This is a genomic window from Pseudonocardia oroxyli (assembly GCF_900102195.1).
GTDB classification, from domain to species: Bacteria; Actinomycetota; Actinomycetes; order Mycobacteriales; family Pseudonocardiaceae; genus Pseudonocardia; species Pseudonocardia oroxyli.
Genome location: NZ_FNBE01000018.1, coordinates 1 through 26,084, shown reverse-complemented (window position 1 = coordinate 26,084; position 26,084 = coordinate 1). Strand labels below are relative to the sequence as shown.

Annotated in this window: 24 protein-coding genes and 2 tRNA genes; 17 read left to right on the top strand and 9 right to left on the bottom strand. The window is 70.7% G+C overall.

The annotated features are described in order from the left end of the window. Window positions 1–6: 6 nt before the first annotated feature. The 3 genes from BLS43_RS23790 to BLS43_RS23780 are packed head-to-tail and all read right to left on the bottom strand — an operon-like array spanning window position 7 to window position 2,671. Window positions 7–783, bottom strand: a complete 777-nt coding sequence (locus BLS43_RS23790; protein ID WP_093088931.1) for a class I SAM-dependent methyltransferase — start codon at window positions 781–783, stop codon at window positions 7–9. Further along, a complete protein-coding gene (locus BLS43_RS23785) occupies window positions 780–2,306 on the bottom strand; it encodes a putative bifunctional diguanylate cyclase/phosphodiesterase (RefSeq protein ID WP_093088930.1) in 1,527 nt (508 codons plus the stop codon). Before BLS43_RS23785 ends, BLS43_RS23790 begins: the two co-directional genes overlap by 4 nt. Then, window positions 2,303–2,671, bottom strand: coding sequence for a DUF7793 family protein (locus BLS43_RS23780; RefSeq protein WP_218129982.1), 369 nt, complete (start codon window positions 2,669–2,671; stop codon window positions 2,303–2,305). Before BLS43_RS23780 ends, BLS43_RS23785 begins: the two co-directional genes overlap by 4 nt. A 122-nt stretch (window positions 2,672–2,793) precedes the next feature. On the opposite strand from BLS43_RS23780, the gene BLS43_RS23775 reads away from it, so the two are divergent. Next, window positions 2,794–5,268: a phosphoenolpyruvate synthase gene (locus BLS43_RS23775; RefSeq protein ID WP_093088929.1), complete on the top strand. Its 2,475-nt coding sequence runs from the start codon at window positions 2,794–2,796 to the stop codon at window positions 5,266–5,268. Window position 5,269: 1 nt separating this feature from the next. Here BLS43_RS23775 and BLS43_RS23770 read toward each other — a convergent pair. Next, window positions 5,270–5,346 (bottom strand) — tRNA-Pro (locus BLS43_RS23770). 97 nt (window positions 5,347–5,443) lie between these two features. On the opposite strand from BLS43_RS23770, the gene BLS43_RS23765 reads away from it, so the two are divergent. Both BLS43_RS23765 and BLS43_RS23760 read left to right on the top strand, forming a co-directional pair. Further along, window positions 5,444–5,517: transfer RNA gene (locus BLS43_RS23765), tRNA-Gly, on the top strand. 89 nt (window positions 5,518–5,606) lie between these two features. Then, window positions 5,607–6,890, top strand: a complete 1,284-nt coding sequence (locus BLS43_RS23760) for a tyrosine-type recombinase/integrase (protein WP_093088928.1) — start codon at window positions 5,607–5,609, stop codon at window positions 6,888–6,890. A gap of 22 nt (window positions 6,891–6,912) precedes the next feature. Here the strand turns inward: BLS43_RS23760 and BLS43_RS29605 are convergent, their stop codons facing one another. After that, window positions 6,913–8,943 carry a hypothetical protein gene (locus BLS43_RS29605; protein ID WP_143030189.1) on the bottom strand — a complete coding sequence of 677 codons (2,031 nt, stop codon included), beginning with the start codon at window positions 8,941–8,943 and terminating at the stop codon, window positions 6,913–6,915. Window positions 8,944–9,674: 731 nt separating this feature from the next. Here BLS43_RS29605 and BLS43_RS30180 point away from each other — a divergent pair. Then, window positions 9,675–9,812, top strand: a complete 138-nt coding sequence (locus tag BLS43_RS30180) for a hypothetical protein (RefSeq protein WP_176921502.1) — start codon at window positions 9,675–9,677, stop codon at window positions 9,810–9,812. A 20-nt stretch (window positions 9,813–9,832) separates the two neighbouring features. Here BLS43_RS30180 and BLS43_RS29600 read toward each other — a convergent pair whose 3' ends face one another. Beyond that, entirely contained in the window at window positions 9,833–10,474 is a 642-nt protein-coding gene (locus BLS43_RS29600) for a hypothetical protein (protein WP_143030188.1), read from the bottom strand. Between the two features lie 280 nt (window positions 10,475–10,754). Between BLS43_RS29600 and BLS43_RS23750 the strand changes: the two genes are divergently transcribed. Then, window positions 10,755–11,171, top strand: a complete 417-nt coding sequence (locus BLS43_RS23750) for an NUDIX hydrolase (RefSeq protein WP_245707749.1) — start codon at window positions 10,755–10,757, stop codon at window positions 11,169–11,171. Here the strand turns inward: BLS43_RS23750 and BLS43_RS23745 are convergent. Continuing rightward, complete coding sequence (locus BLS43_RS23745; RefSeq protein WP_093088925.1) at window positions 11,157–12,143, bottom strand: NsdA family TPR-like regulatory protein; 987 nt, start codon at window positions 12,141–12,143, stop codon at window positions 11,157–11,159. The two genes, BLS43_RS23750 and BLS43_RS23745, sit on opposite strands and share 15 nt — an antisense overlap. Window positions 12,144–12,475: 332 nt before the next feature. Between BLS43_RS23745 and BLS43_RS23740 the strand changes: the two genes are divergently transcribed. The 8 genes from BLS43_RS23740 (at window position 12,476) to mobF (ending at window position 21,293) form a co-directional block, all read left to right on the top strand. Next, on the top strand, window positions 12,476–12,715 hold the full coding sequence (locus tag BLS43_RS23740; protein WP_093088924.1) for a helix-turn-helix domain-containing protein: 240 nt from the start codon (window positions 12,476–12,478) through the stop codon (window positions 12,713–12,715). Then, a complete protein-coding gene (locus tag BLS43_RS23735; RefSeq protein ID WP_093088923.1) occupies window positions 12,715–12,942 on the top strand; it encodes a hypothetical protein in 228 nt (75 codons plus the stop codon). The genes BLS43_RS23740 and BLS43_RS23735 overlap by 1 nt, the downstream gene beginning before the upstream one ends. Then, window positions 12,939–13,334 (top strand): WhiB family transcriptional regulator, encoded by a 396-nt coding sequence (locus BLS43_RS32140; RefSeq protein WP_093088922.1) that lies wholly within the window; start codon window positions 12,939–12,941, stop codon window positions 13,332–13,334. Before BLS43_RS23735 ends, BLS43_RS32140 begins: the two co-directional genes overlap by 4 nt. Continuing rightward, window positions 13,331–13,852 (top strand): hypothetical protein, encoded by a 522-nt coding sequence (locus BLS43_RS23725; RefSeq protein ID WP_093088921.1) that lies wholly within the window; start codon window positions 13,331–13,333, stop codon window positions 13,850–13,852. The genes BLS43_RS32140 and BLS43_RS23725 overlap by 4 nt, the downstream gene beginning before the upstream one ends. Further along, a complete protein-coding gene (locus BLS43_RS23720; protein ID WP_093088920.1) occupies window positions 13,852–15,660 on the top strand; it encodes a type IV secretory system conjugative DNA transfer family protein in 1,809 nt (602 codons plus the stop codon). The genes BLS43_RS23725 and BLS43_RS23720 overlap by 1 nt, the downstream gene beginning before the upstream one ends. Beyond that, a complete protein-coding gene (locus tag BLS43_RS23715) occupies window positions 15,657–16,274 on the top strand; it encodes a hypothetical protein (protein ID WP_093088919.1) in 618 nt (205 codons plus the stop codon). The genes BLS43_RS23720 and BLS43_RS23715 overlap by 4 nt, the downstream gene beginning before the upstream one ends. After that, on the top strand, window positions 16,271–16,948 hold the full coding sequence (locus tag BLS43_RS23710; protein WP_093088918.1) for a helix-turn-helix domain-containing protein: 678 nt from the start codon (window positions 16,271–16,273) through the stop codon (window positions 16,946–16,948). The genes BLS43_RS23715 and BLS43_RS23710 overlap by 4 nt, the downstream gene beginning before the upstream one ends. 97 nt (window positions 16,949–17,045) lie before the next feature. Next, window positions 17,046–21,293: a MobF family relaxase gene (gene mobF / locus BLS43_RS23705; protein WP_245707747.1), complete on the top strand. Its 4,248-nt coding sequence runs from the start codon at window positions 17,046–17,048 to the stop codon at window positions 21,291–21,293. Between the two features lie 5 nt (window positions 21,294–21,298). Here mobF and BLS43_RS23700 read toward each other — a convergent pair whose 3' ends face one another. Then, window positions 21,299–21,715, bottom strand: coding sequence for a hypothetical protein (locus BLS43_RS23700; RefSeq protein WP_093088916.1), 417 nt, complete (start codon window positions 21,713–21,715; stop codon window positions 21,299–21,301). 58 nt (window positions 21,716–21,773) lie between these two features. On the opposite strand from BLS43_RS23700, the gene BLS43_RS23695 reads away from it, so the two are divergent. After that, on the top strand, window positions 21,774–22,667 hold the full coding sequence (locus BLS43_RS23695) for a bifunctional DNA primase/polymerase (RefSeq protein ID WP_245707745.1): 894 nt from the start codon (window positions 21,774–21,776) through the stop codon (window positions 22,665–22,667). Further along, window positions 22,664–24,250 carry a YfjI family protein gene (locus tag BLS43_RS23690; protein WP_218129981.1) on the top strand — a complete coding sequence of 529 codons (1,587 nt, stop codon included), beginning with the start codon at window positions 22,664–22,666 and terminating at the stop codon, window positions 24,248–24,250. The genes BLS43_RS23695 and BLS43_RS23690 overlap by 4 nt, the downstream gene beginning before the upstream one ends. A gap of 65 nt (window positions 24,251–24,315) precedes the next feature. Here the strand turns inward: BLS43_RS23690 and BLS43_RS23685 are convergent, their stop codons facing one another. Continuing rightward, a complete protein-coding gene (locus BLS43_RS23685; protein WP_093088914.1) occupies window positions 24,316–25,281 on the bottom strand; it encodes a zinc-binding dehydrogenase in 966 nt (321 codons plus the stop codon). Window positions 25,282–25,408: 127 nt separating this feature from the next. On the opposite strand from BLS43_RS23685, the gene BLS43_RS23680 reads away from it, so the two are divergent. Beyond that, window positions 25,409–25,744, top strand: coding sequence for an ArsR/SmtB family transcription factor (locus BLS43_RS23680; protein WP_093088913.1), 336 nt, complete (start codon window positions 25,409–25,411; stop codon window positions 25,742–25,744). A gap of 53 nt (window positions 25,745–25,797) precedes the next feature. Continuing rightward, window positions 25,798–26,084, top strand: a 287-nt coding sequence (locus BLS43_RS23675) for a transposase (RefSeq protein ID WP_143030187.1), incomplete at its 3' end; no start/stop codon positions are given.

Sequence of the window (26,084 nt, the reverse complement as noted above, 5' to 3'; positions counted from 1 at the left end):
CGAACGCTAGGGAGTCGGGCTGTGGGTCTGCTGTGCGGCGCCTGTGACCGGCCGGAGCACCGCGAGGTGCCCGGGGATCTGCTCCCGCACGCCCGCCGCCCGCATCGGCACCGCCGCGATGGTGGCCGAGTGGTCCACGACGACCCGCTCCCAGCGGGTGGGCGGGAACGCGTCGGCGAGCTCGGCGTCGCCGAAGGGCCGCGGCCGCGGGATCCCCGTCTCCAGGGCCCTGGCCAGCGGCCGGGGGATGCCGTGGGGGCCCGCACCCAGGCTCTCGAGGTAGCCGAGCAACGGGCCCGGGAAGTCCGTCTCGGCGATCAGGACCGACCCCCGGCGCCCGACGAGCGCGGCCGCGGTCTCGGCCACCCGGCGTCGGGCGGCCGGGTCGAGGATGTGCAGCACGCCGCGCAGGAACACGGTGCAGTCGCCCAGCTCGGCGTGCAGCGCCCGGCCCAGCGCCGGGTCGGTGATGTCGCCGACCCGGAAGTCCCCGGCCCCGGCCCGCGCCACCGCGGCGGGCGCGATGTCCACCCCCACCACGCGGTCGCCCAGCGCCCGGGTCACCAGGCCGCTGCCGCAGCCGAGGTCGACGATCGGCAGCGCGGGATCGGCGTGCCGGGCCAGCAGCGCGGTGTAGTGCGCGGCCTCCGCGGGGTCCTGCGCGTCCCACAGGACCTCGTCCGTCTCGGCCCAGTAGCGCTCCCAGCGGGTCGAGCGGTCCCGGGGGGCGCGCAGGCTGAGCCGGATGACGTGGAGGAGGAGCCGGGCCCGACGGACGTTCACCGGTGGACGGTCGTCCGTAGCAGCTGCTCCGTTTCGGCCGCGGGGAGCGGTCTTACCCACAGCCAGCCCTGCCCGTACCGGCAGCCGAGCTTCTCCAGGGCGGTGGCCTGGGCCTCGGTCTCGACCCCCTCGGCCACCGCGGCCAGCCCGAACGCGTCGACGACGGCGAGCAGCGCCGCCGCCACCCGGTGCGAGCCCGCGTCGGAGTCCAGGCCGGTGATCAACGAGCGGTCGATCTTGATGAGGTCCACGAAGAGCCTGCGCACGTAGGTCAGGGACGAGCACCCCGTGCCGAAGTCGTCGATGGCCACCCCGACACCCGCGGCGCGCAGCGACTCCATGGTCTGCAGCGTCTGCGCGTCCTCGCCCATCATCTGCGTCTCGGTGACCTCGAGCAGCACGTCCCGCGCAGGCATCCCGTGGCGGGCCAGGCAGGCCGCGACCGTGTCGGCGAAGCGCGGCGACCGGAACCCGACGGGTGAGATGTTCACGTGCAGCCCGAACGGCCGGTCCCCGAGCACGGTCGCCCGCCACCGCGCCAGCTGGGCCACGGCGGCGTCGAGCACCCAGGTGTCCAGCGTGACGACCAGGCCGGTCGCCTCCGCCACCGCCACGAAGTCCTCGGGCGGCAGCGGCCCGCGGACCGGGTGGTTCCAGCGGGCGAGCGCCTCCACACCGGCCAGCCCGCGCCCGGCCAGCTCGACGATCGGCTGGTAGTGCACCTCCAGCCGGTTCCCGGCGAGCGCGCCGCGCAGGTCCTCGGCCAGCCGGAGCCGGGCGAGCGCCGCGGCGTGCATTGCGGGCTCGTAGATCTGCACGGTCCCCGGCGCCTCGGCCTTGGCCGCGTACATCGCGGTGTCGGCGTCCCGCAGCAGGGTGTCGGCGCGCTGTCCGCGGGTGGCGAAGCAGACCCCGATGCTCGCCCCGACCCAGCAGGCGTGCCCGCCCGCGTGCACCGGGTGGGCCAGCGCCGCGAGGATGCGGTCCGCCACCTCCATCACCGGCTCGACCTCGCCGTCGAGCACGACCACGGCGAACTCGTCGCCCCCCAGCCGCGCGACGGTGTCCGTCTCGTGCACGACCTGCCGCAGCAGCTCGGCGACCTCGACCAGCAGCAGGTCGCCGACGGCGTGGCCGAACGTGTCGTTGACCGCCTTGAAGCCGTCCAGGTCGAGGACCAGCACGGCGGGCGGCGCGGCGCCGAGCTCGGCATGCGCCATGGCCCGCTCGATCCGGTCGCCCAGCAGGGAGCGGTTCGCCAGCCCGGTCAGCGGGTCGTAGAGCGCGACCCGTTCGAGCTCCTGCCGCGCGGTGTGGAGCTGCTGGGTGCGCTCCGCGACCCGCGCCTCGAGATCCTCGTTGAGGGCGGCGAGCTCCTCGGCCATCATGTTGAGCCCCATGACGACGGCGTCGATCCGGTCCCCGGCGTCGGACACCGGCATCCGCCGGTCGAGGCGCCCGGACGCCAGCTCGACGACCAGGTCCACGAGCTGGTCGAGCCGGGCGTCGGCCGGGTCGGTCATCCCCGCAACCACCCCAGGGCGAGGTCCTCGTCGGTGAAGAAGCGGGTGGGGACGGGCTGGCTGCGCACGCCCAGGGCGAAGTTCGCCAGCACCCGGTCGACGGCCGAGCTGCCGAGCAGTGCGATCCGGCTGGCCGTGCAGCGGCGGGCGAACACCATGCGGGCCTCCCGGCTGAGCGACCCGGTCCCGCGCATCACCACGAGCAGCGGGTGCTCGGTGTCGCCGTTGAGCTCGTCCACCCGGCGCATCGCCCGCTCGGCCAGCTCGCCGGAGATCGCGACGCCCTGGCGCCAGCTCAGCCGGACCAGCCCGTCCGCCTCGACGACGAACGCCATGGAGTCCGGCGCGTCGTCATGCTCGTCCACCGCGACACCCTAGCGTCCCGGCCACTGTCAACGTATAGCGCCGCGGGGGACTTGCGGCAAGCCCCCGGTGGGGGCGCAAGATCTCCCGCCGGAGCGGTGAGCTGCGCGGATCGGGGGATCGCATGGTGCTGGGATTCGACGAGGTGGACCGGTCGGCGGGTGCCGTCGCCGGGGGCAAGGGCGCGAACCTGGGGGAGCTGGCCGGGATCACCGGGGTGCGCGTCCCGCCGGGCGTGGTCGTGCCCGTGCGGGACTACCGCCGCTTCGTCGACGCGGTCCCGGGCTTCACCGCCCTGGTCGAGGGGCTCCCCGCGTCCGCCGCCGCGCTGCGTGCGGCCATCGAGGGGACACCCGTCCCCGCGGACCTCGCCGCCGAGATCACCGGGGCGCTCGGGACGGGCCGGTACGCCGTCCGGTCCAGCGCCACCGCCGAGGACCTGCCGGACGCCTCGTTCGCGGGCCAGCAGGACACCTTCCTCGACGTCCCGCCCGGGGAGGTCGTGGAGCGCGTCCGCACCTGCTGGGCCTCGCTGTTCACCGACCGTGCCGTGGCCTACCGCGCCGAGCGCGGCCTCGACGAGGGCCGGGTCGCCATGGCGGTGGTCGTGCAGGAGATGGTCGCCGCCGAGGTCTCCGGCGTGCTGTTCACCGCCGACCCGCTGACGTCCAACCGCACCGTCACCCGGATCGAGGCCGTCCACGGGCTCGGTGAGGCCCTGGTGTCCGGCCGCGTCGATCCGGACGTCTACGCGGTGCGGGCCGGTGCGGTGTCCGGTTCGGGGGAGACCCTGAGCGAGGCGCAGGTGCGGGAGCTGGAGGAGCTGGGCAGGCGGATCGAGGCGCACTTCGGCAGCCCGCAGGACATCGAGTGGTGCCTGGCGGGGGACGGCGCGTTCTCCGTGGTGCAGAGCCGTCCGATCACGACCCTGTTCCCCGTCCCGCCGAACGACGGCGGCCCGCACGTGTACCTCTCCGTCGGGCACCAGCAGATGATGACCGACGCGATGACGCCGCTCGGGCTGTCCGTCTGGCAGCGGACCACGCCGATGCCCATGGCGGAGGCGGGCAGCAGGCTGTTCGCGGACGCCACCCCGCGGCTGCGCTCACCCGCCCTGCGGCGCGCCTTCCTGAGCGTGATGGGTACCTCGGACCCGCTGATGCGAGACGCCCTGGAGACCGTCCTGGACAGGGGGTTCATCCCGCTGGACGAGCAGGACGGCGCCGCGGTGCCCGCGGTGCTCGGCGGCGGCCCGCCGCCCATCGCCGCGGACCCCGAGCTGGTGCAGGAGCTCATCGCGGGCACCCGGGCCTCGCTCGCGGCGACCGCGAAGGGCCTGGCGGGGCTGACCGGCACCGCGCTCGTCGAGTTCGTCGAGGCCGACTTCGCCGAGCTCCGCCGCGTGCTCCACGACCCGCGCAGTGCCCGCGCCTTCCTCTCCGGCATGGACGCCGCGACCTGGCTGGACGAGCACATGCGGGAGTGGCTCGGGGAGACCGGGGCGGCGGACGTCCTCACCCGGTCGGCGCCGCACAACGTCACCTCCGAGATGGGCCTCGCCCTGCTCGACGTCGCCGACGCCGTCCGCCCCTTCCCCCGGGTCGTCGAGTTCCTGCGGGCCGCTCCGGAGGACTTCCTCGACCGGCTGCCCGCGCTGGAGGGCGGCGCGACGGCCCGGCGGGCGATCGAGGACTACCTCGACGCCTACGGCGCCCGCTGCGTCGGCGAGATCGACATCGCCCGGCCGCGGTGGCGCGAGCAGCCCACGGCGTTGCTGCCCCTGATCGTCGGCAACGTCGACACGATGGCGCCGGGGGAGCGCGGCCGACGCGTCGAGGAGGGCCTGGCGCAGGCGCGCGCGATGGAGGAGGACCTGCTCACGCGCCCGCGCGCGCTGCCCGACGGCGAGGCGAGGGCCGCACAGACCGCGGCGGCCATCGCCCGGCTCCGGACGTTCATCGGGTACCGCGAGTACCCGAAGTTCGGCATGGTCAGCCGGTACCTGCTCTACAAGGAGGCGCTGCTGGCCGAGGCGGACCGACAGGTGGCCGCGGGGGTCCTCGTCGACCGCGAGGACCTCTTCCTGCTCCGGCTGGACGAGTTCGCCGAGGTGGTGCGCACGGGTCGGCTCTCGGCCGCGCTGCTCGAGGAGCGGCGGGCCGCGTTGCGCGCACACCAGGCCCTCACCCCGCCCCGCGTGCTCACCTCCGAGGGCGAGACGCTCTCCGGCAGCTACCGCGGCCGGGACGTCCCACCCGGCGCCCTGGTCGGCCTCCCGGTCTCCGCGGGCACCGCGGAGGGCCGCGCCCGGGTGGTCCTCGACCTGGCCACGGCGGACCTCGAGGCGGGCGACGTCCTCGTCACCGCCTACACCGACCCCAGCTGGTCCCCGGCCTTCGTCACCGTCGCCGGGCTCGTCACCGAGGTCGGCGGCCTGATGACCCACGGCGCGGTCGTGGCCCGCGAGTACGGCCTCCCCGCCGTCGTCGGGGTGGAGGGTGCCACCACCCGCATCCCGGACGGCGCCCGCATCCGCGTGCACGGCTCCGCGGGCTACATCGAGATCCTCGACCACGGCCCGAGCGACCGTGCCGACTGACTGGTCGGGGTGGCGGGATTCGAACCCACGGCCTCTCGGCCCCAAACCGAGCGCGCTACCAACCTGCGCCACACCCCGTGCCGCCGAAGTCTAGACGGGAGACGGCGGGGAGCCTGCCGGAGCCCGCCGGATGATCCGCTATCCTGGCGAGGTCCTCGGAGCGATCCAGGGGCACGCGGGCGTAGCTCAATGGTAGAGCCCTAGTCTTCCAAACTAGCTACGCGGGTTCGATTCCCGTCGCCCGCTCCACCTCTCACCAGCGGAAACGCTGCGTTCATGATCGCAACTAGCGACAGCATGGAACGAGAAATGGAACGAACGAGGTTTACTCCCGTTCCATGGCAGGCAAGCCGGGTACCCGCACCAAGCGCGCGACGGGCAGCATCGAGAAGCTCCCGAGCGGCGCCCTACGCGTCCGCGTGTACGCCGGGCTCGACCCGCTGACGAAGCGCCGCCACGAGTTGATCGAGATCGTCCCGGCGGGCCCGCAGGCCGAGAAGGAGGCCGAGGCGGCCCGCGTCCGCTTCGTCCACCAGATCAACGAGCGCCGGAACCCGAAGACCAACGCGACTCTCGACCAGCTGCTGGAGCGCTACCTCTCGCAGTTCCAGGGCTCCCCGAACACGCTGCAGCTCTACCAGACGCACGTGAAGAACCACATCACGCCGCTCCTCGGCCCGGTCAAGATCGGCCGTCTCGACGCCGAGGTCCTGGACTCCTTCTACGCCGAGCTCCGTCGCTGCCGGGCGCACTGCCCCCGCAAGCGCGGCCTGATCGACCATCGCACGGCCCGCGAGCACGAGTGCGACGAGCGCTGCCGCCCACACCGCTGCAAGCCTCTGGCAGCCACGACGATCCGGCACATCCATTTCATCCTGTCCGGCGCGTTCAAGAAGGCGATCCGCTGGGGCTGGATCAAGGAGAGCCCGACGTCGTGGGCCGAGCCGCCACCGGCCCCGAAGCCGAACCCCAAGCCGCCCAACGCCGCTCAGGCGGCCCAGATCGTCACCGAGTCATGGAAGGACTCCGACTGGGGCGCGATGATCTGGACGGCCATGACGACCGGCGTCCGCCGCGGCGAGCTCTGCGCGGTGAAGGTGGAGTCCGTGGACTTCACCCCGGGCCGCGAGACCCTCTGGCTCGAGCGAGCGATCCGCCGCGAGCCCGGCTGGGGCTGGGGCGAGGGCGACCTGAAGACCCACCAACAACGCCGCATCGCGCTCGATGACGAGACCGTTGCGGTCCTCAAGGAACAGGTGGCCCGCTTGCAGGCCCGCTGCGAGCAGCTGGGCGTGGAGCTGCGGCCGAACGCCTACCTCTTCTCCGGCGCCGCCGACGGCTCCACCTTCACGACCCCGGACAGCGTGACCCAGCGCTACGACCGCATGGTCACCCGCCTCGGCATCGACACCACCCTCCACAAACTCCGCCACTACTCTGCGACCGAGCTCATCGCTGCCGGCGTTGATCCCCGAACTGTCGCTGGTCGCCTTGGACACGGCGGTGGTGGAGCAACGACTCTAAGGACGTATACAGCCTGGGTGTCGGAAGCCGACCAGCGTGCTGCCAGTGTGCTGGGAGCAGGAATGCCCGTTCGGCCTAACCGCAGAGAGGAACTCTAAACGACGCGGAGCTGCGGCGAGCTTACGGCTTGCCGCTTACCGCACTGGCTAGTTCGATGGCCGCCTCGCGGACCGTCGTTGCGGGGTGTTCATCCGCGAGCCGCTCCACATCTGCCAACAATTCGCCGCTGATCGCACCACCATCGCCAACTCTGCTAGTCAGACCGCGAAGACAAAACAGTGGGGTACGGACACCATCTGACTGAAGTAGTGTGCGCACCCGTTCGTCTGCAACTGCTCGAAGCGGCGTTTCCGATGTACGCAGTCGTGCAAGAACGAAGGCGGCGTTCGCTCGGACTACGGAATCGTCGGAGATCGCCTGCTGGATGGCGACCGTGACCGCCCATATGTCCTGTTGCTCAGGCAGGCGAGTGTTGGCGAGGCAACGAAGCGCGACTAGCCGCTCGGTGGGTGAACCTGCAGCGAGTTCCGTGACTGAGGCCGCAAACTCCCATGGCTGAATGGTCCCGATCTTGACCCCGAGCCTCAAGCATGCGCCGAGAAACTCAACGGAGTCGTGGACGAGCATTCTCTGGTCGGGAGCTTCCTTGACGCTGTCCCACTTCTCGATAAGCGGAGTCCGGAGAATCGAGGGGATCGGTACTGAATGATAAGATAAGTGATCGATAGCGCCCTGCTTATCAGAAGCAGAGACGGACGTGTCCGCCAAGAAATTGGCGAGAGGCGCAACCAGGTCACCAACCTTGAGTTGCGTCACCATGAACGAAGCGATTCTTGCCGCTGGTCGACCACCAAGGCTGTATGTGTGGTTGGCCGCGTCGCGTCGTATGCGCTCAAGTTCAGTAGCCAAGCTATCGACCGCAGCAGTGAGTTCCGCCTCATCCGGAGTAGACCCTTGGCCGTGTTCGATGAGCAGCCGCTCCGCAAGTTGGATCCCGCTGGGACGCTGCTGCCAGGTCGAAGTAAGGGAATGCTTCGGTAGGAGTTGATCAATAATCTCGCTTGAGACGTCGCTGAACTCACCGTCTTGGTTACGAGCTGCCCAATCTAGCCAGTCTCTCTGTGTAGAAGGGGTGATGTCCCGCCACGAGAGCTTGTCAAATAGCGACGAGATAAGACGAGACAGCAGATATGGTGTCTCTTCTGTCGTCAGGAGCATGCTGGCTCCAGCTTTAGCAATAGCTTCGTCTGAGGCGCTGAATGGCGTCAGCTCTGCGATAGCCTTCCATGCTTCCTCTATACGGGGCCACTGACCAATCGAGCTGGTGGAGCCCGCTTCATGGCCAGTCTCATTGAGGTAGCGGAGAGCAGCCTCGACTGCAGTCGCAGCCTGGGCTTGCGTAAGCAACTCCGCCGTCTTGCGCAATACCAGCAGCTCAAGCGAATTGATTGTACGACTAGCGCCGACGGCGAGCACCGTTGCGGCTTGATCCAAAAGTGGCTGGACCGGCCCGACTAACAGTAGGTGGCTAAGTGCGGACTCTAGCTGCTTCTTGGCGCGGCCCTGCCGAAGAAGGCGAATCCCATCTCGAATGAGATCGCTGTCCTCAGGCGAAGCGGATAGAAGTCGAGCCATTCCGAGTTGGCTTCGGCGACCCGTCAAGTCGCCGAAGTCGCCGGACAGTTCGGAGTTGAATAGGCTCGCCTCGATGGGTGCCGCTACCTTGTCGACTCCGCCAATGGTAATCGAACGGCTGTGCGCATTGTACTTGTCCTCATACTGCTTGGTCAGAACCGCCGACAGGCCAGGAATTGCCCGCCGCTCGCTGCGCACGTCCAGCCAGGCCGGTCGACTGCGGACTAACTCAACCCACGAGTTGTCCTGAAGTGCCGCAAGTGAACTCAGCAGTCGCTTGGACCGCAGTGTGAATGCTTCCACTAGATCGTGCTGAACTGTATCCGAGTCCCAGGAGATGCCGTCCGAGGTGGGAAATCTCTCAAATTCCCCCAGATCCTGGAGGCTACCGATTACACGCGAGGCAGCAATCGATGCTTCGGCTTGCTGGCCGAACTCCAGAAGTCGGACAGCTCGATTTAGATCCAGAGCCGCACGCACAAGAGCCAGACTCCCTGATTCGGGCTCCATCTCCACTCGAATGATTCCTGTTTGCAGAACGCTCAGAGCGGCTGGCAGCCGATCGAGCTCTGCGTAGCACGCACTGGCGAAGAGCGCAGCGGCTGCGCAGGCACCGGCCGGGATACTCGTATCGCTAGCGTATCGATCCAGTCGAGGGGTCGCTTCAGCCTGAAGGCTCACGTCCACAGCATCCGCTGCGTCTCGGATGAGCTGCTGGATCCAGACCGGACCCTCTGAGAGGAGTGGTGCGTACCGGTCCAACTCGTCTAGGCGGTAGTCAGCGACCAAGGCCAGGACTTGATCGCCCGCCACGTCCTGAGTCGAGAAATTCTGGTGAGGTGCCACCGCCCATGGCGCGACCGTCGCGACCATCCACTGAACGCCGCTCATTGCATCTCCCAGCGCTTTCGCCGTCGCACGGGTTGAGCCGGTTCCGGCGTTAGACTCGTTTCTTCTGGAATTCTAAACGTAGCCTCTAGGCCCATCGAGCGAAGGCGGCGAGCCGTTATTGTCACTTCGGCCCTTACTTTATCGTACAGTGCGGCAGGATTATGCACCTCGATTTGTTGCGTGTGCTGGGTGCAGCCGCTCTGATCTGTCCAGGCGGGCCGGGGTGAGTTTGCAACCCCGCAGCAGACCGGGATCAGTCTTGCTGGTCGAGGGCCGTGTCGTTTGCACGCTGACGCCAGCTCGATTGCGACACGCGAGTCAGCTAGTGTTGCAGCGCGATAGCCAAAGAAGAGCACATGAGGAAGCTCACCCGAGTCGACTGGGGGCGTCCGGGGAAATATGTTGTCCTCGGCGAGGCTGTCGAGCGCATCGAGGTATGCCTGCTCGTACTCCGAAAGTATCTCGATTGCGTCCTGCCAGTCGACGAATACTGATAGCGGAGAGTCGAGCACAACTATCTCTCGACTTCAGCTATGAGAGCGATGTCGGAGCGCGGGATTGTTATCGAGTCCAGCGAGCGACCGTTGGCGCAGTCCGACTTCGCCAAGGTAATAGTGACAAAAGGATCGTTGCCGCGTAGAGAGTCGATGTTGTCGACACCAATAGGATTAGTAATGGAAGGGCAGCTAGTGACAGCTTTGACCATGCCTGGGTCGGTTAGTGTTACTTGAGCGGGCCGTCCTGGATTAAACAGTCCGAATCCCAGCGAGATTAGAAGGAGCGCCGTTGCAAGGCCTGAAATCTTCAGGCTGCAGACAATGCGGTCGTTGATGCGCTCAATTAAGGTGCCGGATACTGTCTCGGCATCCTGTGGGTCGAAGTCTTCTTCTTCAGAGTCGAGGATGGTTGCGGTCAGGCAGATTCCAGTCGCGCAAGCAATCAACGCTGCGGCGACAAGTACGCCCCAACGGGCCAAATCTGGCAACGGGGCAGTTGCTTGAAGGGAGAGCCCCGCCAGGAGGGATCCGGTAACAGCAGCGAGCAGAGTTACGACGGCCCGGGCTCGGACGCGACTCTGCTCAGGCAGGCGCATGAGACGTTCGATGTCCGCTTCACTCAGCACCGGCTTGGTGGTGTCTGCCCCGCTCTCGGCCACCCACCACCCCCTCGGTCGCTCAGATGTGTCTCTCGAGAACTCTCAGTGATTCTTCCAGAGGGTTGCTGGGGGCGCGGAGGCAGGCTGGCCGCCTCGGCAGCATGCGTCAGCCCTCCCGCGATACGTTCGTTCGGTGTCTGAGCCCCGCAGCGGCAGGTGGGTCGTCCACGATGAGAGATCGTTGTACGAGTCCGCATGGGTGAGCCTGCGCCTCAAGGATGTCGAGCTCCCGACGGGTGAGCGGTTTGAGCACCACGCGTTGTCGCTCCCGCCTGCGGCGATGACCGTCGTCGTCGATGACACGGCCACGAATGTGCTCATGTCATGGCGTCATCGTTTCGTGCCCGACGTCTGGAACTGGGAGCTCCCCGGCGGCCTGCTCGACGAGGACGAGGAGCCGATCGACACCGCGGCACGGGAGGTGCTGGAGGAGACCGGGTACCGCGTACGGAACATCGAGCACCTCGTGACCTTCGAGCCCATGATCGGCATGGTGCGCAACGCTCACCACGTCTTCCTCGCTCGCGGGGCCGAGCTCGTCGCGGACCCCACGGAGCTGAACGAGGGCAAGTTCCAGTGGCTGCCGCTCGGCGACGTCCCCGAGCTGATCAGAACTGGGAAGATCGTGAACTCGGGGTCTCTGGTTGGGCTGCTCCACCTGCTCGCGCTGGGCGGGGCGAAGTCACGCGACGAGTAGGTCCTTGATCCTGCGGCGCTGCCGCTGGGAACCGGTCCGGCCCGCGAGCTCGTTGGCGCGGCGGGCGTGAAGGCGGGCCTCGGTGAGGTCGCCGCGGGCACGGAAGGCGAGGGCGAGGTCGACGCGGAGGCTGACCTCGGCGCGTCCGTACTGGCCTTCGCCCATGGCGAGCAGGGCTGAGGTGAGGTCGTCGATCGCGCTGGTCTCGCCGAGGCGGGCGAGGCAGTTGCCGCGCCAGCGGGCGAGGTGGCCCGCGTCGAGCATGACGTAGGGGAGTTCGTCGTCGGGAGCGTCTGGCATGACGTCCGCTGCCGAGTCGAGGACGCGGAGTGCGCCGTCGCGGTCGCCGAGGTGGGCCAGGGCCTCGCCCTCAGCCGCGAGCAGCCAGGCGGCCAGAGCCGCCGGCACTGACGACGCGGCCTCGGCCCGCGCGGCGCCGATGAGCTGGTGCGCTGCGGCGTGCTCGCCGGCGTCGATGAGCACGTAGGCCTGCTGTGCGCGGGCGTAGCCCAGCTCGGCGGCTGCGCCGGACTCCCGAGCCGCGGAGACCGCGGTCTCGTGGAGCTGCCAGGCCTCGTCGAGCCCGCCGTTGTCGAGGGCCTGCCAGCCTGCGAGGGCAGCGGCCTGGCTCAGGGCGTCGGCCGCAGCCTCCCGTTGGGCGCCCGGCATGGCGTAGCGGACGAGCGACTCGATCTGGTCGACGTGCGCGCGGGTCTGGCGGAAGATCGCGTCTCCGCCGAGCCGCCGGTCCATGAGTCGAATGTTGTGGGTCTGGTCGTGGAGCAGGGCGACGAGGCCGGCGTCGAGCCGGGTGAACGGGGGAACCGCCTCGAGCTCGACGACTGGCTCGACCGCCGCGACGGCGAGGCCGAGCTCGAACGGGGTCTTCTCGTACACCTCGCAGAGCAGCTCGACGTACTGCTCGCTGATGCCCTTGTCCTGATTCTCCCACGCGGCGATTCGCCGCTTCATGCTCTGCGACGAGGGCAATTCACGATTGTGAATTCGGGCGGCCTCGCGGAGGGCGTGAATGAGTCGCTCCTGGGTCCAGCCGCGCTCCCGCCGCGCTGCCGAAAGCCTGTTGCTCATCACGCCCCCTGATCCCCTCTCGCTACACGATGACGCTCTGAGCTGCGGAAATCAACCCTGATTCGGAGGTCGTGTCATCCCGTGTCACCCCGAGTCATCTGTCGCAACCCCTGTCCACAGGGAGACGCTCTGTCCACAGCACGAGGCAAGGCCACTGGACCGAAATCGCGGCCGGCTCCTTACTGAGTTGGTCAGCTTGCACAGATGAGGTGGACATGTCTGGGATCAATTCAGGTGGGGCTCGTCCCCGCTTCTACAGCGTGGCGGAGGTCGCGCGCATCTTCGGGATGTCGCGGGTCACGGTCTACCGCGCCATCGCGGACAAGGAGTTCCCGGCCGTGAAGATCCGCGGCCGGCTGATCATCCCGGCGGCCGCGGTGGACGCCATGGCCGAGGCCGCCGTCACCGCTCAGGGCGTCGTCGACGCCGCCGCATTCACCGCCGAGGGGGCGTGATGGAAGCCGTCGGAGTGCTCATCTTCTTCTCGATCGTCGGCGCGTTCCTCTGCGCCAAGGCCCGCTTCCCCGGTGCCGCCATCGTGTTCTCGCTCGTGGCACTCGTCCTGTTCGTAGCCACTCCCGCGGGCTCCGGCCTGCCGGGCGCGGTCGCCGCGTTCATGTCGACGCTGAACGACGCCGCCACCCCGGTTCTCACCGGCGCGCCCCAGGCGGGTCAGGGATGAACGGGGACTGGAGGGCGCGGGCCGCGTGCGTCGGCGAGGACCCGGAGCTGTTCTTCCCGGTCGTGGAGGAGGGGCCGCTCTGCGAGGACCAGGTCGCTGCGGCGAAGGCCGTGTGCGGACGCTGTCCGGTGCGTGACGTCTGCCTGGAGTGGTCGACGACCTACATCCACGTGGGCATCGCCGGCGGGCTCACAGCCGAGGAGCGCCGTGCGGCACGGGCGGAGACGATCGCGCCGCGACCAGGTCGCATTCGGAAGCCGTCGCCCCGCGAGGACATCCGTGCGGCCGGACTCGCATTGCTCGAGCAGGGCGAGTCGAACAACGACGTGGCGGCCCGCTGCGGGGTGACGGGTCGGACCGTCGAGCGGTGGAAGGCGGCGATCTCGGCATGACCCGCTACGACCTCACACCCGGCGCGCGGGCCACCCTCGCGATGCAGGACCAGATTCGCCGCGCCGCCTGCGACAATCACGGTGCGTCCCTCGTCGAGACGCCGGTCGCAGGATTCACGCTGCTGACCAGGACCACGATCGACGACGCCCTCGCCGGAATCCGGGCCGCCGTCGCGGCTCGCAACACCGCCTCCGCGGAGATCCGCCGCTACGCCGAGCAGGCTCGCGGCAGTGGACGGAGCTGGGACGAGATCGCGGAGGCCCTGGGGATCCGTGCGGACGACCATGACGAGTTGCCCGCGATCTTGGCGTTCTGCCTGGTGGTGGAGAACCGCCCGCTGCCGTTCCGCGAGTCGTTCCACCGACTCGATGCCTGGTGGCGGTGCGAGTCCTGCGACCAGCAGGTCCGCGATCACGGGCCGTTCGACGGCCACCCCGCCCACAACGAGTCCGGGCACGCCGCGACCTGTCGCCGCCACGCGGCCGAGGTCGCCGCATCACGGATCGAGGAGTTCTGATGCTCACCGTCAGCCTGCTTGTCTGCGGTCTGCTCGGCGGCGCGCTGCTGGCGTGGCGCCGTGGCAGCCGAGGAATGGCCTCAGCGCTGGGGCTGCTCGCCGTTCTCCCCGGCGCCGGCCTCCTGCAGACGCTCGCCTGGCCGGCCGTCGCTCTCTTTGGAGCGGCCGTCCTGGCACTCGTCGCGCACCGCTGGACCCGGTCCGCTGCCGTGGTCTCGCGCTGGGGAGCCCGCTCACGCAGGAAGGTCGGCGTGGCATCGACGCTGGACATCGCCCGCGTCGCCTCCGGACGTGCGATGCGGCGCAAGGCCTCGACCGTCCGCCCGACGCTGACCGGCCGGTCCCGCGCTGCCGACGTGGCAGTCCAGCTCTGCCGAACCGGATGGTTGCGGGTCTGGGCCTCGATCGAGGACGTCGTGATGGTCTTCGGTGGACCGCGCAGCGGCAAGTCGGGCTGGCTCGCAGGCCGGGTCCTCGACGCCGCGGGCGCCGTGCTCGTCACCAGCACCCGCACCGACCTCTACACCCTGACCGCGCCGATCCGAGCCGCCACGGGCCCGGTGCACGTGTTCAACGCCGTCGGCCTGGGCGACCACCCCTCGACCATCACCTTCGACCCTCTCACCGGCTGCACCGACGCCGTGACCGCCGCCGAGCGCGCCACGGACATGCTCGGTGCGACCCCGAGAGGCGGCGGCGACCGCGAGTTCTGGGACGCCCAGGCGCGGCGGATCCTTGCCGGGCTGCTCCACGCCGCCGCCCTCGGCGACCGGCGGATGCGGGACGTCCTGGAGTGGGTCGCGGACCCCGAGCGCGCGCAGCGCGAGGTCTCCGGCCTCCTGCGCCAGAGCGAGGACCCGGCGTTCGAGCAGGACCTGAACCAGTTCGTCACCACCAACGACCGCACCCGGACGTCGATTACCTCGACGATCATGCCTGCACTGAGCTGGCTGACGTCCCCGGCTGCGTCTGCCGCGGCCGAACCGGGAGGGTTCGACGTCCGGGAGCTGCTCGAAACGCGAGCCTCGATCTACCTGCTGGGTGCCGAGGAATCCCATGCCGCGCCGCTGATCTGCGCGCTGACCGGGCACATCGCGCGTGAGGCACGCCGCCTCGCGGCCCGCGAACCGAGCGGTCGACTGGACCCGCCGCTCACCCTCGCGTTGGACGAGGCCGCGCTGATCTCGCCGGTGCCGCTGCAGTCCTGGACCGCGGACATGGGCGGCCGCGGCGTCACGATCCTGGCCGCCTTCCAGTCCCGCGCCCAGCTGCTCGCCCGCTGGGGCGAGTACGACGCCGCCACCATCCTGAACAACACCGGCGCCGTCATGGTCTTCGGCGGCACGCGGGATCGCGACGACCTGCAGTTCTGGTCGACGCTGACCGGCGAGCGCGACGAACCGGTCACAACCACCGACCTCTACGGCCGCGGAGCCAGCCGCAGCGTGCGGAAGGTCCCGGTCCTCGCCCCCGCCCAGATCGCCAACCTCCCCGCAGGACGCGTGCTCGTCATCCGCCGTGGGATCCCGCCGGTCATCGGCAGGGCCCAGATGGCGTGGCGTCGACGAGACGTCCGCGCACACCAGCGCGCCCGCGCGCGCCTCGACAGCGCGGCCCGCTGGCGGGAACGGCTCGACGTCGCGACCGAGTGGCGCGACGACGTCGTCGAGCGTGTCCTCGTCCGCCTCGCCCGGCGGTGGCCGGATCGCTTCGAGGACCCGGCCCGCCGCGTCACCGATGCCAACCGCATGTTCCGCGAGCTGCGCGAGATCCGCCGCCACCCCGAGCTCGTGAAGGAGGAGCCGTGACCGACGCGATCGCTGGACTCGCCCGCGAGGTCGACGGCCTTCGCCGGGTCGTCCAGCCGCTGCATGGGCGGGTCGAGGACCTGGCCCAGCTGGTGGCGCGGCTGTCGGACAGCGTCGCTCGCCGCTCGTCGAGCCCGGCGCCGTCGTGGCTGCTGGCGCCCGCGGACCAGACCGAGGTCGGCACGCTGCTCGACGATCTCGTGGTCTGGCTCGGCGCGGTGTATCTGCGCTACGGCGACTCGACCCAGGGGTTCCCGGACTGCTGGTGCTGGCACCCCGACGTCGTCGAGGAGCTGCTCTGGCTGATGCACGCCTGGTCGGCGGCCTACCAGGGCGACGGAGCGTCGGTGGCGCTGGCGGGGGACTGGCACGAGCGGCTGCGGCCGGGTGTGGTCCGGCGGATCCACAAGTACGCGGGTCTGTGCTCGGGGGACAACCACCGGGCGCGGCCGGGCTGGACACAGGTGGACAGCGCTCCACCCGAGGTCCCGAACGCCGACGCCGTCGCAGGCATCGCCCGCTGGTGGGGAACCGACCGCGACGGCGAGGCGCCCGAGCCGGCGCCGTCGAAAGAGCCGTCGGCGATTCGGCGGACGCTGAACGGCCGATCGTGACCGCGCGGGCGATCTGGCTGCCCGGCCTCGCCGTCGCCGCCGGAGCGGCCGCGGCCACCGCACACGGGCTCTACGAGGTGGCGGTCGCCTCCCGCGTCCCGGCCGGGATCGCGTGGCTGTACCCGTTGATCACCGACGGCCTTGCCCTGGTCGCCTACGCGGCCACGGCGCGGCTGACCGGATCGGCGGCCCGATACGCGTGGGCCGTCGTGGTGGTGGCGGCCGGACTGTCCGGGTTGGCACAGGCGGTGTACCTCGCCGCTGAACAGGGGCTCGAAGCGAGCCCGGTCGTCCGGTTCGGCATCGGCGCCTGGCCCGCCGTCGCGGCGGCGGTCGTGGCACACCTGCTGTACCTGCTGACCGATGGCACGGCTGTACAGCGGCCCGCTGAACAGCCCGTTGTACACGCCGCGCCTGTACAGCCACCTGCCGCCGAGCTCGAACCGCCGACAGAGCCGGCTCGGCCGGTCGAGTCACCGCAGCGCGACCTTGCCCGCACCCGGGCCCGCGCGCACGCGGCCGAGCACGGCCGACTCCCGACCGTCTCCGAGCTCCAGGACCTCGCCGGAGTCTCCCGAGGCACCGCAGCCAAGGCCCTCAAAGCCCTTCGCGACCAGCCCGCAGCACTCCACCTCGTCCCCGCACGACATGACGACCAAGGCGCCCATTCATGATCCAGACCGACGCTCCGAACCAGACGAAACCACCAAGATCAACGCGAGCACACCAAGGCATCACGATCCGACGGGCGGCCTTCGGCCGGTGGGCGCCGTGCTGAGCATCGCCGTCGGCTACAGCCCCGACTACCTCTTGAAGGCGGTCGCGACGGGTCGCGAGAACTACTACACCGGCGCCGTCGCCGAGGGCGAGCCTCCCGGGCGCTGGTGGGGCCGCGGAGCCGAGCAGCTCGGGCTGCAGGGTCTCGTCGACGCTCGGGACATGAAGGCCGTCTACGAGCGGTTCCTCGACCCGCGGCACGAGGCGTTCTCCGACGAGTGCCGTTGGGACGAGGTCCCGACGCTGGGACACAGCGGCCGGAAGTACAGCTCGGAGGAGACGCTGTACGCGGCAGCCCTGACGCGCGAGCCGCATGCCGACGCTGAACGGCGCGCTGAACTCCGCGTCGAGGCGGGCAAGCTTGCGCGGCGGAATGTGGCCTTCCTCGACGTCACGTTCAGCGTCCAGAAGTCCGTGACACTGCTGCACACCGCGTTCGAGGCTGAACAGGTCAAGGCCGCCGCGGCGGGTGACACGGAGTCGGCCGCGGCGTGGGACCGCTACCGGCAGGCGGTCGAGGACGCGATCTGGGCGGGCAACAACGCAGGCCTCGCGTACCTGTCGGACAAGTCCGGGTACTCCCGCGTCGGGCACCACGGCGGCGCGGCCGGGCGCTACGTCGACGCCCACGACTGGGTCGTCGCCTCCTTTTTCCAGCACGACTCCCGCGACCACGACCCGCAGCTGCACATCCACAACGCGGTCCTCAACCGCGTCGAGTCCCCGGACGGCACGTGGCGCACGCTGGACTCGCGGGGGATGCACAAGTGGCGCGCAGGCGCGGCGGCGGTCGCCGAGCGGACCACGGAGGAGCGCCTGAGCCACGGCCTCGGGCTCTCGCTGGCGATGCGGCCGGACGGGAAGGCACGGGAGATCGTCGGCGTCGCACCGAAGGCGATGGCGCTGGTCTCCTCACGCCGCCACGCGGTCACCGCGAAGGCCGAGGAGCTCATCGCCGACTTCGAGGCCCGTTTTGGCCGTACCCCGAACGGTCTGGAGCGTGACCGGCTGTCCCGGCAGGCCACGTTCGCGACCCGGCAGGCCAAGACCTACGACGGCGAGGCTCGTGCGCAGCTCCTCGACCGGGTCGACGCCCAGCTGCGCTCGGAGGTCGCCGACGGCCTCGCCGGGGTCGCGCGGGCGGCGCTCGCGGCCCGCCCCGCCTCGCGGACCGCGGAGTCCTGGTCGCCGCAGGCGGTGATCGAGACGGCGCTGGCGGACGTCCAGGCGAAGCGGGCGACCTGGACCCGGTCGGACCTCACACGAGCGATCAACGCTGCGCTCCCGGACCACCTCGGAACCCCCACCGGGACCGACATCGCGCAACTGCTCGACCGACTCGCCGACGAGGCCCTGCAGCACGCGGTCGCCCTCGACAGCGACCGGCCCGGACAGGCTGCGCTGCCCGCTGAGCTCCGCCTCGCCAACGGCGACTCCGCCTACCAAGCGCCAGGTGGCCGGCTCTACTCCACGCCCGACCAGCTCAAGATCGAGCGGATCCTCGTCGCCTCGACCACCGAGCGGGACGCCGCGGCCCTGCACCCACGCCAGGCCCAGCGGTTCCTCGACGGCCTGCGCGAGTCCGGAATCTCCCTCGGCCTCGACCAGGCGGCCGCGGTGCGTGGAGTGCTGACCTCCGGCGCTCGCGTCGAGACGCTGGTCGGGCCTGCCGGGACGGGCAAGTCGTTCGTCGTCGGCGCGCTGGCTCGCGCCTGGGCCGATCCCGAGCTGCACGACGACCCAGCCGAGCGCCGTGTGTTCGGGCTGGCCACCTCGCAGGTCGCGACCGACGTCCTGGCCGCCGAAGGGCTGACCACGCGCAACGTCGCCCGATGGCTCGCCACACAGGAGCGACTCGCGGCTGAGGTGCGCGACGACGACCGGGCCTGGCGGCTGCGGGCAGATGACCTCGTCGTGGTCGACGAGTCCGCGATGACCGACACCCTCGCCCTGGCCGCGATCCACCGCCACGTCGATGCTGCCGGCGCCAAGCTGCTGCTCGTCGGGGACCACAAGCAGCTCGCCGCGGTCGGTGCGGGCGGAGGGATGGACCTCATCTCGGCCGGCGGCACCCGCTATGAGCTCGCGGACGCCCGCCGCTTCACCCACGATTGGGAACGCGGCGCCTCCCTGCGACTGCGCAACGGCGACGAGACCGTGCTCCGCGACTACCACCGGAACGGACGGCTACTCGACTCCGGCACCCTCGGCCACGCCGAGACCGCCGCCGCGCAGGCATGGCTCGCCGACACCCTCGCCGGAAAGCAGTCCCTCCTGGTCGTCGACACGAACGAGCAGGCAGCCACCCTCTCCGCCTCGCTGCGCGCGGAGCTGGTGCGGCTCGGCCGTGTCGCCGAGCGCGGCGCTCCGCTCGGGCTGCAGGGCACCTTCGCCGGGGTCGGCGACCTGGTCGAGGCCCGCGCGAACGGCTGGCACCTCGCCGGGGTGGAGGGCAACCGGCGGGGCCCGATCAACCGGGAGACCTACGCCGTCACCGCCGTGCGCGAGGACGGTGGGCTCGAGGTCGCCGCCGGGGACGAGCGCATGGTCCTGCCGGCCGACTACGTCGCCGACAACGTGGCGTTGGCCTACGCCTCCACCGTTCACTCCGCGCAGGGCCGCACGGTCGACACCAGCCACGTCGTCGTCACCCCGCGCACCAACCCGCAGGCGCTCTACGTCGGGATGTCCCGCGGACGCGAGAGCAACCATGCCCACGTCGTCACCGAGACCGCACCGCTCGACCCTGCCGATGGACACCAGGACCACAGCATCCGCCGGGATCCGGTCGCCGCGGTGGCGCTGATCCTCGAGCCCGACGACCGCACCGGCGCGCACTCCGCGCTCGCGACGGCGACCCGCTCGGCAGCGGAGACCGACAACGTCCGCACCCCCGCCGAGCTGCTGGCCGACGCCGCACAGCTGGCCGCGACCGAGCGCACCGCCGGCTGGCTCGACGCACTCGCCCTGGACGGCGCGATCAGCCTGCGCGATCGCGCCCGGATCGCCGCCGAGGACGGCGCCGCCTCGTTGACCCGCGTCCTGCGCAGTGCGGAGCTCGCCGGTCTCGACGCCCCCCAGGTCCTCCACGACGCCGCTGCGGGCCGCTCCCTCGACGGCGCGCGCAACGCTACGAATGTCCTCTACAGCCGGATCACCGAACGCCACCGCTTCGACCCCGTCGGCCACACGTGGGCCGAGTGGACACCTCGCGTCGACGACGTCGAGTGGCAGGCCTACCTCGACGACCTGGCCGAGGCCGCCGACGCGCGGGCCCGACAGCTGGGCTTGGACGCCGCCGACGAACCACCCCAGTGGGCCCTCGATGCCTTCGGCGCTCCACCCGAGGAGATGACAGCCCGCCGGGAGTGGGCGACCGAGGTCGGATCCGTCGCGGCGTACCGGGAGATGCGCGGGCACACCGGCGACGCCGACGCCCTCGGCCCGGCCCCCGCTCCCGGGCAGGTGGAGGCGTTCGCCGCCTACCGCGCAGCGTGGCGCTCCCTCGGGCGGCCCGAGATCGACCGCGAAGAGATCGAGATGTCCGACGGGCAGCTGCGCGTCCGCATCCGCGCCGCCGAGCGGGAAGCGGTGTGGGCGCCCCGCTACGTCGCGAACGAGCTGGCTGGCACCCACCAAGCCGCCGACGCCCAGCGCCGCAGCGCAGCCCTGCGCGCAGCCGAAGCCGAGACATCCACCGACCCGGAGCGTCTCCTGCAGGAGAGCCGAGAGGCCGGTGCGCTCGCCGACGTCCTCGACAAGCGAGCCGCCGAGCTCCGGGCGGTGGACGACGCCCGGTCGCGCTGGCTCGCGCACACCGCTGCCACCCGCGCGGCCGGCGACCGTGCGCGAGCCGAGCTCGCCCTCCGCCACGCCGACACCGCCCCGGAACCAACCGTCACCGCCGAGGAATGGCTCGCGGCCCACCGGGCGGAGCAGGTCGAGGACGAGCGCCACCGCGAGATCACCGAGGAGTACGAGCTCGATCACCCGTCGCACGAACAGCACGAGCCGACACCGGACATCCGCGAACAGAACCGGGACCTCGACCACGCCGAGGACGCCGTGCGCGTCCCGACCGCGGACGAGACCGCGGCCGCGGTGACCCGTGCGCAGGAGGCCCTGGCCGAGATCGAGGCCCGCGAGATCTACGAGGCCCAGTACCCGGCCGAGGAGTTCCCACCGCCCGACCGCACGGCGGAGCTCGACACGACCGACGACTACGCCTTGGAGCGCGAATGACCAGGTCAGTGATCGGCAAGCACTGGGGGAGCGCCGACGCCGCGCCATGCCCAGCGAAGCGTCGCGCACACCGCGGCCAGGTAGCCCGGCTGACGCGCCAGCCAGTCCGGCGGCGCGGGCCGCGCGGCCAGGGTCTCCGCCGCGAGGTACTCGGCCTCGATCAGCTCCTCCTGCGCGGTCCGCGAGGTACTCGTGATCGGCGCCGACGCCGGACGACGACGCCCACCGGGACCGTCGACGGTCGCCGTCGCCAGCCAGCGGCAGGTGATCGCGATCGCGCCCGCGGCGTAGTCGGTGATGCCGTTCGCGCCTTGCTCCTGGGAGCGAATCTCAGCGGCGGCCCAGAGCACGCCGAAGTCCCGCCGGGGCACGTGCAGGTTGCCCGGTGGGATCCGGTCGACGTCGCGCTCGGTGACGCGCATACCTGCAGAATCGCACGCCGCCCCGACCTCGCGGATCGGCCGATGCGGGGGAGCGGTCGTGGCCTCCACTGAGCTGATGCGCGCCGCCCTGTCCCACGCTGCCCGCGGTTGGCGCGTGTTCCCGTTGCGCCCCAACGACAAGCGTCCTGCGATCCGGGACTGGGAGGCTCGTGCGACCACCGACGTCGTCCGGATCCGGAAGGCGTGGGAGCGCGGACCGTTCGGGATCGGGATCGCCTGCGGGCCGTCGGGCCTTGTGGTGCTCGACCTGGACCGCCCGAAGCCCAGCGCTGTCCGGCCGCCGGAATGGAACCGGCCCGGGATCACCGACGGCGCCGACGTCTTAGCCGCGCTCGCCGAACACCACGACGTCGAACCGCCGATGGAGACGTACTCGGTACGCACCGGCAGCGGCGGCGAGCACCTCTACTACGCCGCACCCCAGGACGTCGCGATCAGGAACTCCGCCGGCCGGATCGGGTGGCTCATCGATGTTCGCGCTGCCGGAGGCTATGTCGTGGCGGCCGGGTCGGTGGTCCGCGGCCGCACCTACCAGGCGTCCGAGGCTCGAGTCGCGCCGCTGCCCGTCTGGCTGACCAGGCTCCTCGCCGAGGAGAACGACGACGCGCACCCCGATCGGGCAGGGTTCGCGCCGCTGCTCGACGCGGTCGGCCGCCGCTCCGCCTACACCGCCGCCGCGCTACGCGGCGAGCTCGACCGCGTCCTGGCCGCTGCGCCGGGGCACCGCAACCACACCCTCAACGCTGCGGCGTTCGCACTCGGTCAGCTCGTCGGCGGAGGCCTACTGCCCGAGGGCTTGGCCACCGCAGCTCTCGCCGAGGCGTCCGCGGCGATCGGTCTCCCGGCGGCGGAAGCGCACCGCACGATCCGCTCCGGCCTGACCGCCGGCGCCCGCTGCCCGCGCCGGGCATCTTCGGAGGGACGGCCGTGACCAGGCGCCGCACCGCGACCGACATCCTCAACGGCCTCGACGCCGACCGCCGCCTGGCCATCCTGCACAACGACGACCAGCCCACCGCCCAGGGCTGGGACGCCGATCCGACCCCGCTCACCCCGCGCCGCCTGGCCCCGCCGTTCCCGGTCGACGCGCTGCCGACGTGGGTGGCCGACATGGTCATGGCGGTCGCCGAGTTCACCCAGGCCCCGCTCGACCTTCCCGGCTGCCTCGCCCTCGCCGCGCTCTCCACCGCCGCGGGCGGACGAGCCGAGATCGAGATCCGGCCCGGCTGGCGGGAGCCGCTGAACCTCTACACCGTGGTCGCGATGCCCCCGGGCTCTCGCAAGAGCGCGGTGTTCGCGGCCATGACTGCCCCGCTGCTGGATGCCGAGCGTCAGCTCATTGACAGGGCTCGCCCGCGGATGGTGGAGGCGGAGCTCGCCCGGAAGATGGCTGCCAAGGAGGCCGAGCGTCGGACGATCGAGGCCACGAACGTCCGCGACCCCGCCGCCCGCGCCGAAGCCCTCAACGCCGCGGCCGAGTACACCCTCGAAGCCGAGAAGCCCGTCCCAGCGCTGCCTCGCCTGATCGCCGACGACATCACCACTGAAGCCGCCGCGTCGCTGCTGGCCGAGCAGCGAGGTCGTCTGGCGGTGCTCTCGGCGGAGGGCGGGATCTTCTCCACCCTCGCCGGCCGCTACTCCAGCGGTGTCCCGAACCTCGAGGTGTTCCTGAAGGGCCACGCGGGCGACCTGCTCCGGGTGGACCGCAAGGGCCGTCCTGCCGAGCACGTCGAGTCGCCCGCGCTGACTCTCGGCCTGGCCCTACAACCGGAGGTCCTGCAGGACATCGCCCGCATGCCCGGCTTCCGCGGCCGCGGCCTCCTCGCCCGGATCCTGTACTCCCTTCCGGAGAACACCGTCGGCCGCCGCCAAGTCGGCGCCCCGGCCGTCCCCGCCCCGATCGACAAGACCTACACCAGCCGCCTGACCAGACTCGTGATGCTCCTCGCAGACCACGACGAGCCCCAGCGCCTGCGACTGAGCAAGGAGGCCGACCGCGAAGTCCTCGACCTCGAACGCCGCCTCGAACCCCGCCTGGCCCCGCACGCTGACCTGGCCCACATGACCGACTGGGCGTCGAAGCTCAACGGCGCCATCGCCCGCCTCGCCGGCCTGCTGTTCCTCGCGGACGTGCTCCCCACCGGCTGGGGCGAGCCGATCCCGCCCAGGCACCTCGATGCCGCGGCGAGGCTGGGTCACTACTTCCTCGGCCACGCCCTCGCCGTCTTTGACGAGATGGCCGCGGACCCCGAGACCGACGATGCCCGCCACGTCCTGGACTGGATCCTGCGCACAGGCCGCACGGAGTTCAGCCGCCGCGAGGCGTTCTCGGCGCTTTCTCGGCTGCGGTTCCGCAAGGTCGCCGACCTCGACCCCGCGCTCCAAACCCTCGCCGAGCACGGCTTCCTCCGCCAGCTCGAGCCACCACCCGGCACCCGCGCTGGACGCCCGGCGTCGCCACGGTGGGAGGTCCATCCCGCGTCCGCAGAATCCGCACAATCCGCGGAACCCTGACTCTGGACGCCCGGACCGGGGGTTGTGCGGATCCCGCGGATTCCGCGGCCGGGACGATCGGGCCGTCAGCGGGTGAAGACGATCTTTCCCGCGACATCTCCCTCGTTCATCGCGCGGAAGCCTTCGGGGGCCTTGTCCATGGGGAGCTCGAGGCCGATCTCGGGGGAGATGCCCGCTCGATCGACAAAGGCGAGGAGGTCGACCAGCTCCTGGCGGGTGCCCATGGTGGAGCCCTCGACCCGGATCTGTAGGAAGAACAACCGCTGGAGGTCGGCGGAGGGGGCGGCCCCACTGGTGGCGCCGCAGCAGATCACTGCTCCGCCCGGGCGGACCGAGCGCATTGTGTGGGCCCAGGTGGCCTCGCCGACCGATTCGAAGACCGCGTCGACCTTGCCGGGCAGCCTGGCGCCCGCCTCGAAGGTCGCGTGCGCGCCGAGCCGCTCGGCCAGGGCGCGCTTCTCCGCGGTCCGCCCCGTGACCCAGACCTGCAGGCCGGCTGCGGCCCCCAGCTGGATGAGGGCTGTGGAGACGCCACCGGCGGCACCCTGGACGAGCATCGTCTGTCCGGGGCGCAGGCCGGACTTGGTGAACAGCATGCGGTAGGCGGTGAGCCAGGCGGTCCCGAGGACGGATGCCGCCTGTGGGGAGACGCCTGGCGGCAGCGGGATGACGTTGCGCTCGGGCACGATCACGGTGTCGGCGAACGTGCCCTGGTACCTCTCGGTGAGCAGGGTGCGCCGAGGGTCGAGGGTCTCGTCGCCGGACCATGTGGGGTCGCCGATGACCGGGTAGACGACGACGTCGGTGCCGTCGGACAGCGTCCCGGCCGCGTCACCACCGAGGATCATCGGGTACTGGTCGGGCTTGAGGCCGACGCCGCGAAGGGTCCACAGATCGTGCATGTTGAGGCTTGCGGCCGTGGTGCGCACTGCCACCCATCCCGCGGGCACCTCGGGGTCCGGGCGTTCACCCACGACGAGGGCGGCAAGGGGATCGGCAGGGTTCGGCTCGCTGGCGTAGACGGCGAACATGGGCACCTCCAGAGTTCGATGAAGTTAAAAACGTAGAGATGTCGAGCCTGGCCCGCAACGCAGTGGTGACCGTGCCCACGCCCGGCTCGGGTGGCAGCGCGCGAGCGGCGTGCGAGCATGGTTGTCGATGAGCACGGACTCTCAGCCCGGCCCGCCGGTCGCGCCCTCGCTGCACGACTCCTACGTCGCGTTCGGCAAGGCCATCGCCGACCCGACACGACTGGACATGCTCGTGCTCATCGGAGAGACGGGGGAGTACCCCTGCACCGCCCTGGAGCAGCAGCTGCCGGTCAGCAAGTCGACCATCTCGTACCACGTCAAGGTCCTGACTCGGGCCGGACTGGTCAAGGTCCGGCGGGAGGGTCGCTTTTTCCACTACGAGCTGCAGCGCGAGGTGCTCGACTACTTCGCTCCGGGGCTACTCGCTCGCCTACTGGCAGCACGCACGCGGAACGAGTCCTGACACTAGGGCGTGTCCTGTAGGGGTTCTGACCTGGCTTCGGTGATCATGGCCGGGTGGTAGGGCGTGGTGAGCTGACCGAGAAGGCGTGGGCACGGATCGAGCCACTGCTCCCTCCGGTGGAGACCGCGGGTCGGCGGTGGCGTGACCACCGCCAGGTGATCAACGCGATCCTGTGGAAGCTGCGGACCGGGGCGCCGTGGCGGGACTTGCCCGAGCGCTACGGGCCATGGAAGACCGCACACGAACGGCTGCGGGTCTGGACCGCGGACGGCACCTGGCAACGCATCCTCGACCACGTCGTGGTCAAGGACGACTCCGTCGGGAACGTGGAGTGGACCTT

Bases quoted from the DNA above. Each gene is read 5' to 3' on its own strand.
- BLS43_RS23750 (WP_245707749.1), top strand. From the start codon at position 10,755: ATGACCGTCGTCGTCGATGACACGGCCACGAATGTGCTCATGTCATGG.
- BLS43_RS23740 (WP_093088924.1), top strand. From the start codon at position 12,476: ATGTCTGGGATCAATTCAGGTGGGGCTCGTCCCCGCTTCTACAGCGTG.
- BLS43_RS23785 (WP_093088930.1), bottom strand. From the start codon at position 2,306: ATGACCGACCCGGCCGACGCCCGGCTCGACCAGCTCGTGGACCTGGTC.
- BLS43_RS23775 (WP_093088929.1), top strand. From the start codon at position 2,794: ATGGTGCTGGGATTCGACGAGGTGGACCGGTCGGCGGGTGCCGTCGCC.
- BLS43_RS23680 (WP_093088913.1), top strand. From the start codon at position 25,409: ATGAGCACGGACTCTCAGCCCGGCCCGCCGGTCGCGCCCTCGCTGCAC.
- BLS43_RS32140 (WP_093088922.1), top strand. From the start codon at position 12,939: ATGAACGGGGACTGGAGGGCGCGGGCCGCGTGCGTCGGCGAGGACCCG.
- BLS43_RS23700 (WP_093088916.1), bottom strand. From the start codon at position 21,715: ATGCGCGTCACCGAGCGCGACGTCGACCGGATCCCACCGGGCAACCTG.
- BLS43_RS23760 (WP_093088928.1), top strand. From the start codon at position 5,607: ATGGCAGGCAAGCCGGGTACCCGCACCAAGCGCGCGACGGGCAGCATC.
- BLS43_RS23725 (WP_093088921.1), top strand. From the start codon at position 13,331: ATGACCCGCTACGACCTCACACCCGGCGCGCGGGCCACCCTCGCGATG.
- BLS43_RS23685 (WP_093088914.1), bottom strand. From the start codon at position 25,281: ATGTTCGCCGTCTACGCCAGCGAGCCGAACCCTGCCGATCCCCTTGCC.
- BLS43_RS23720 (WP_093088920.1), top strand. From the start codon at position 13,852: ATGCTCACCGTCAGCCTGCTTGTCTGCGGTCTGCTCGGCGGCGCGCTG.
- BLS43_RS23745 (WP_093088925.1), bottom strand. From the start codon at position 12,143: ATGAAGCGGCGAATCGCCGCGTGGGAGAATCAGGACAAGGGCATCAGC.
- BLS43_RS30180 (WP_176921502.1), top strand. From the start codon at position 9,675: ATGAGGAAGCTCACCCGAGTCGACTGGGGGCGTCCGGGGAAATATGTT.
- BLS43_RS23735 (WP_093088923.1), top strand. From the start codon at position 12,715: ATGGAAGCCGTCGGAGTGCTCATCTTCTTCTCGATCGTCGGCGCGTTC.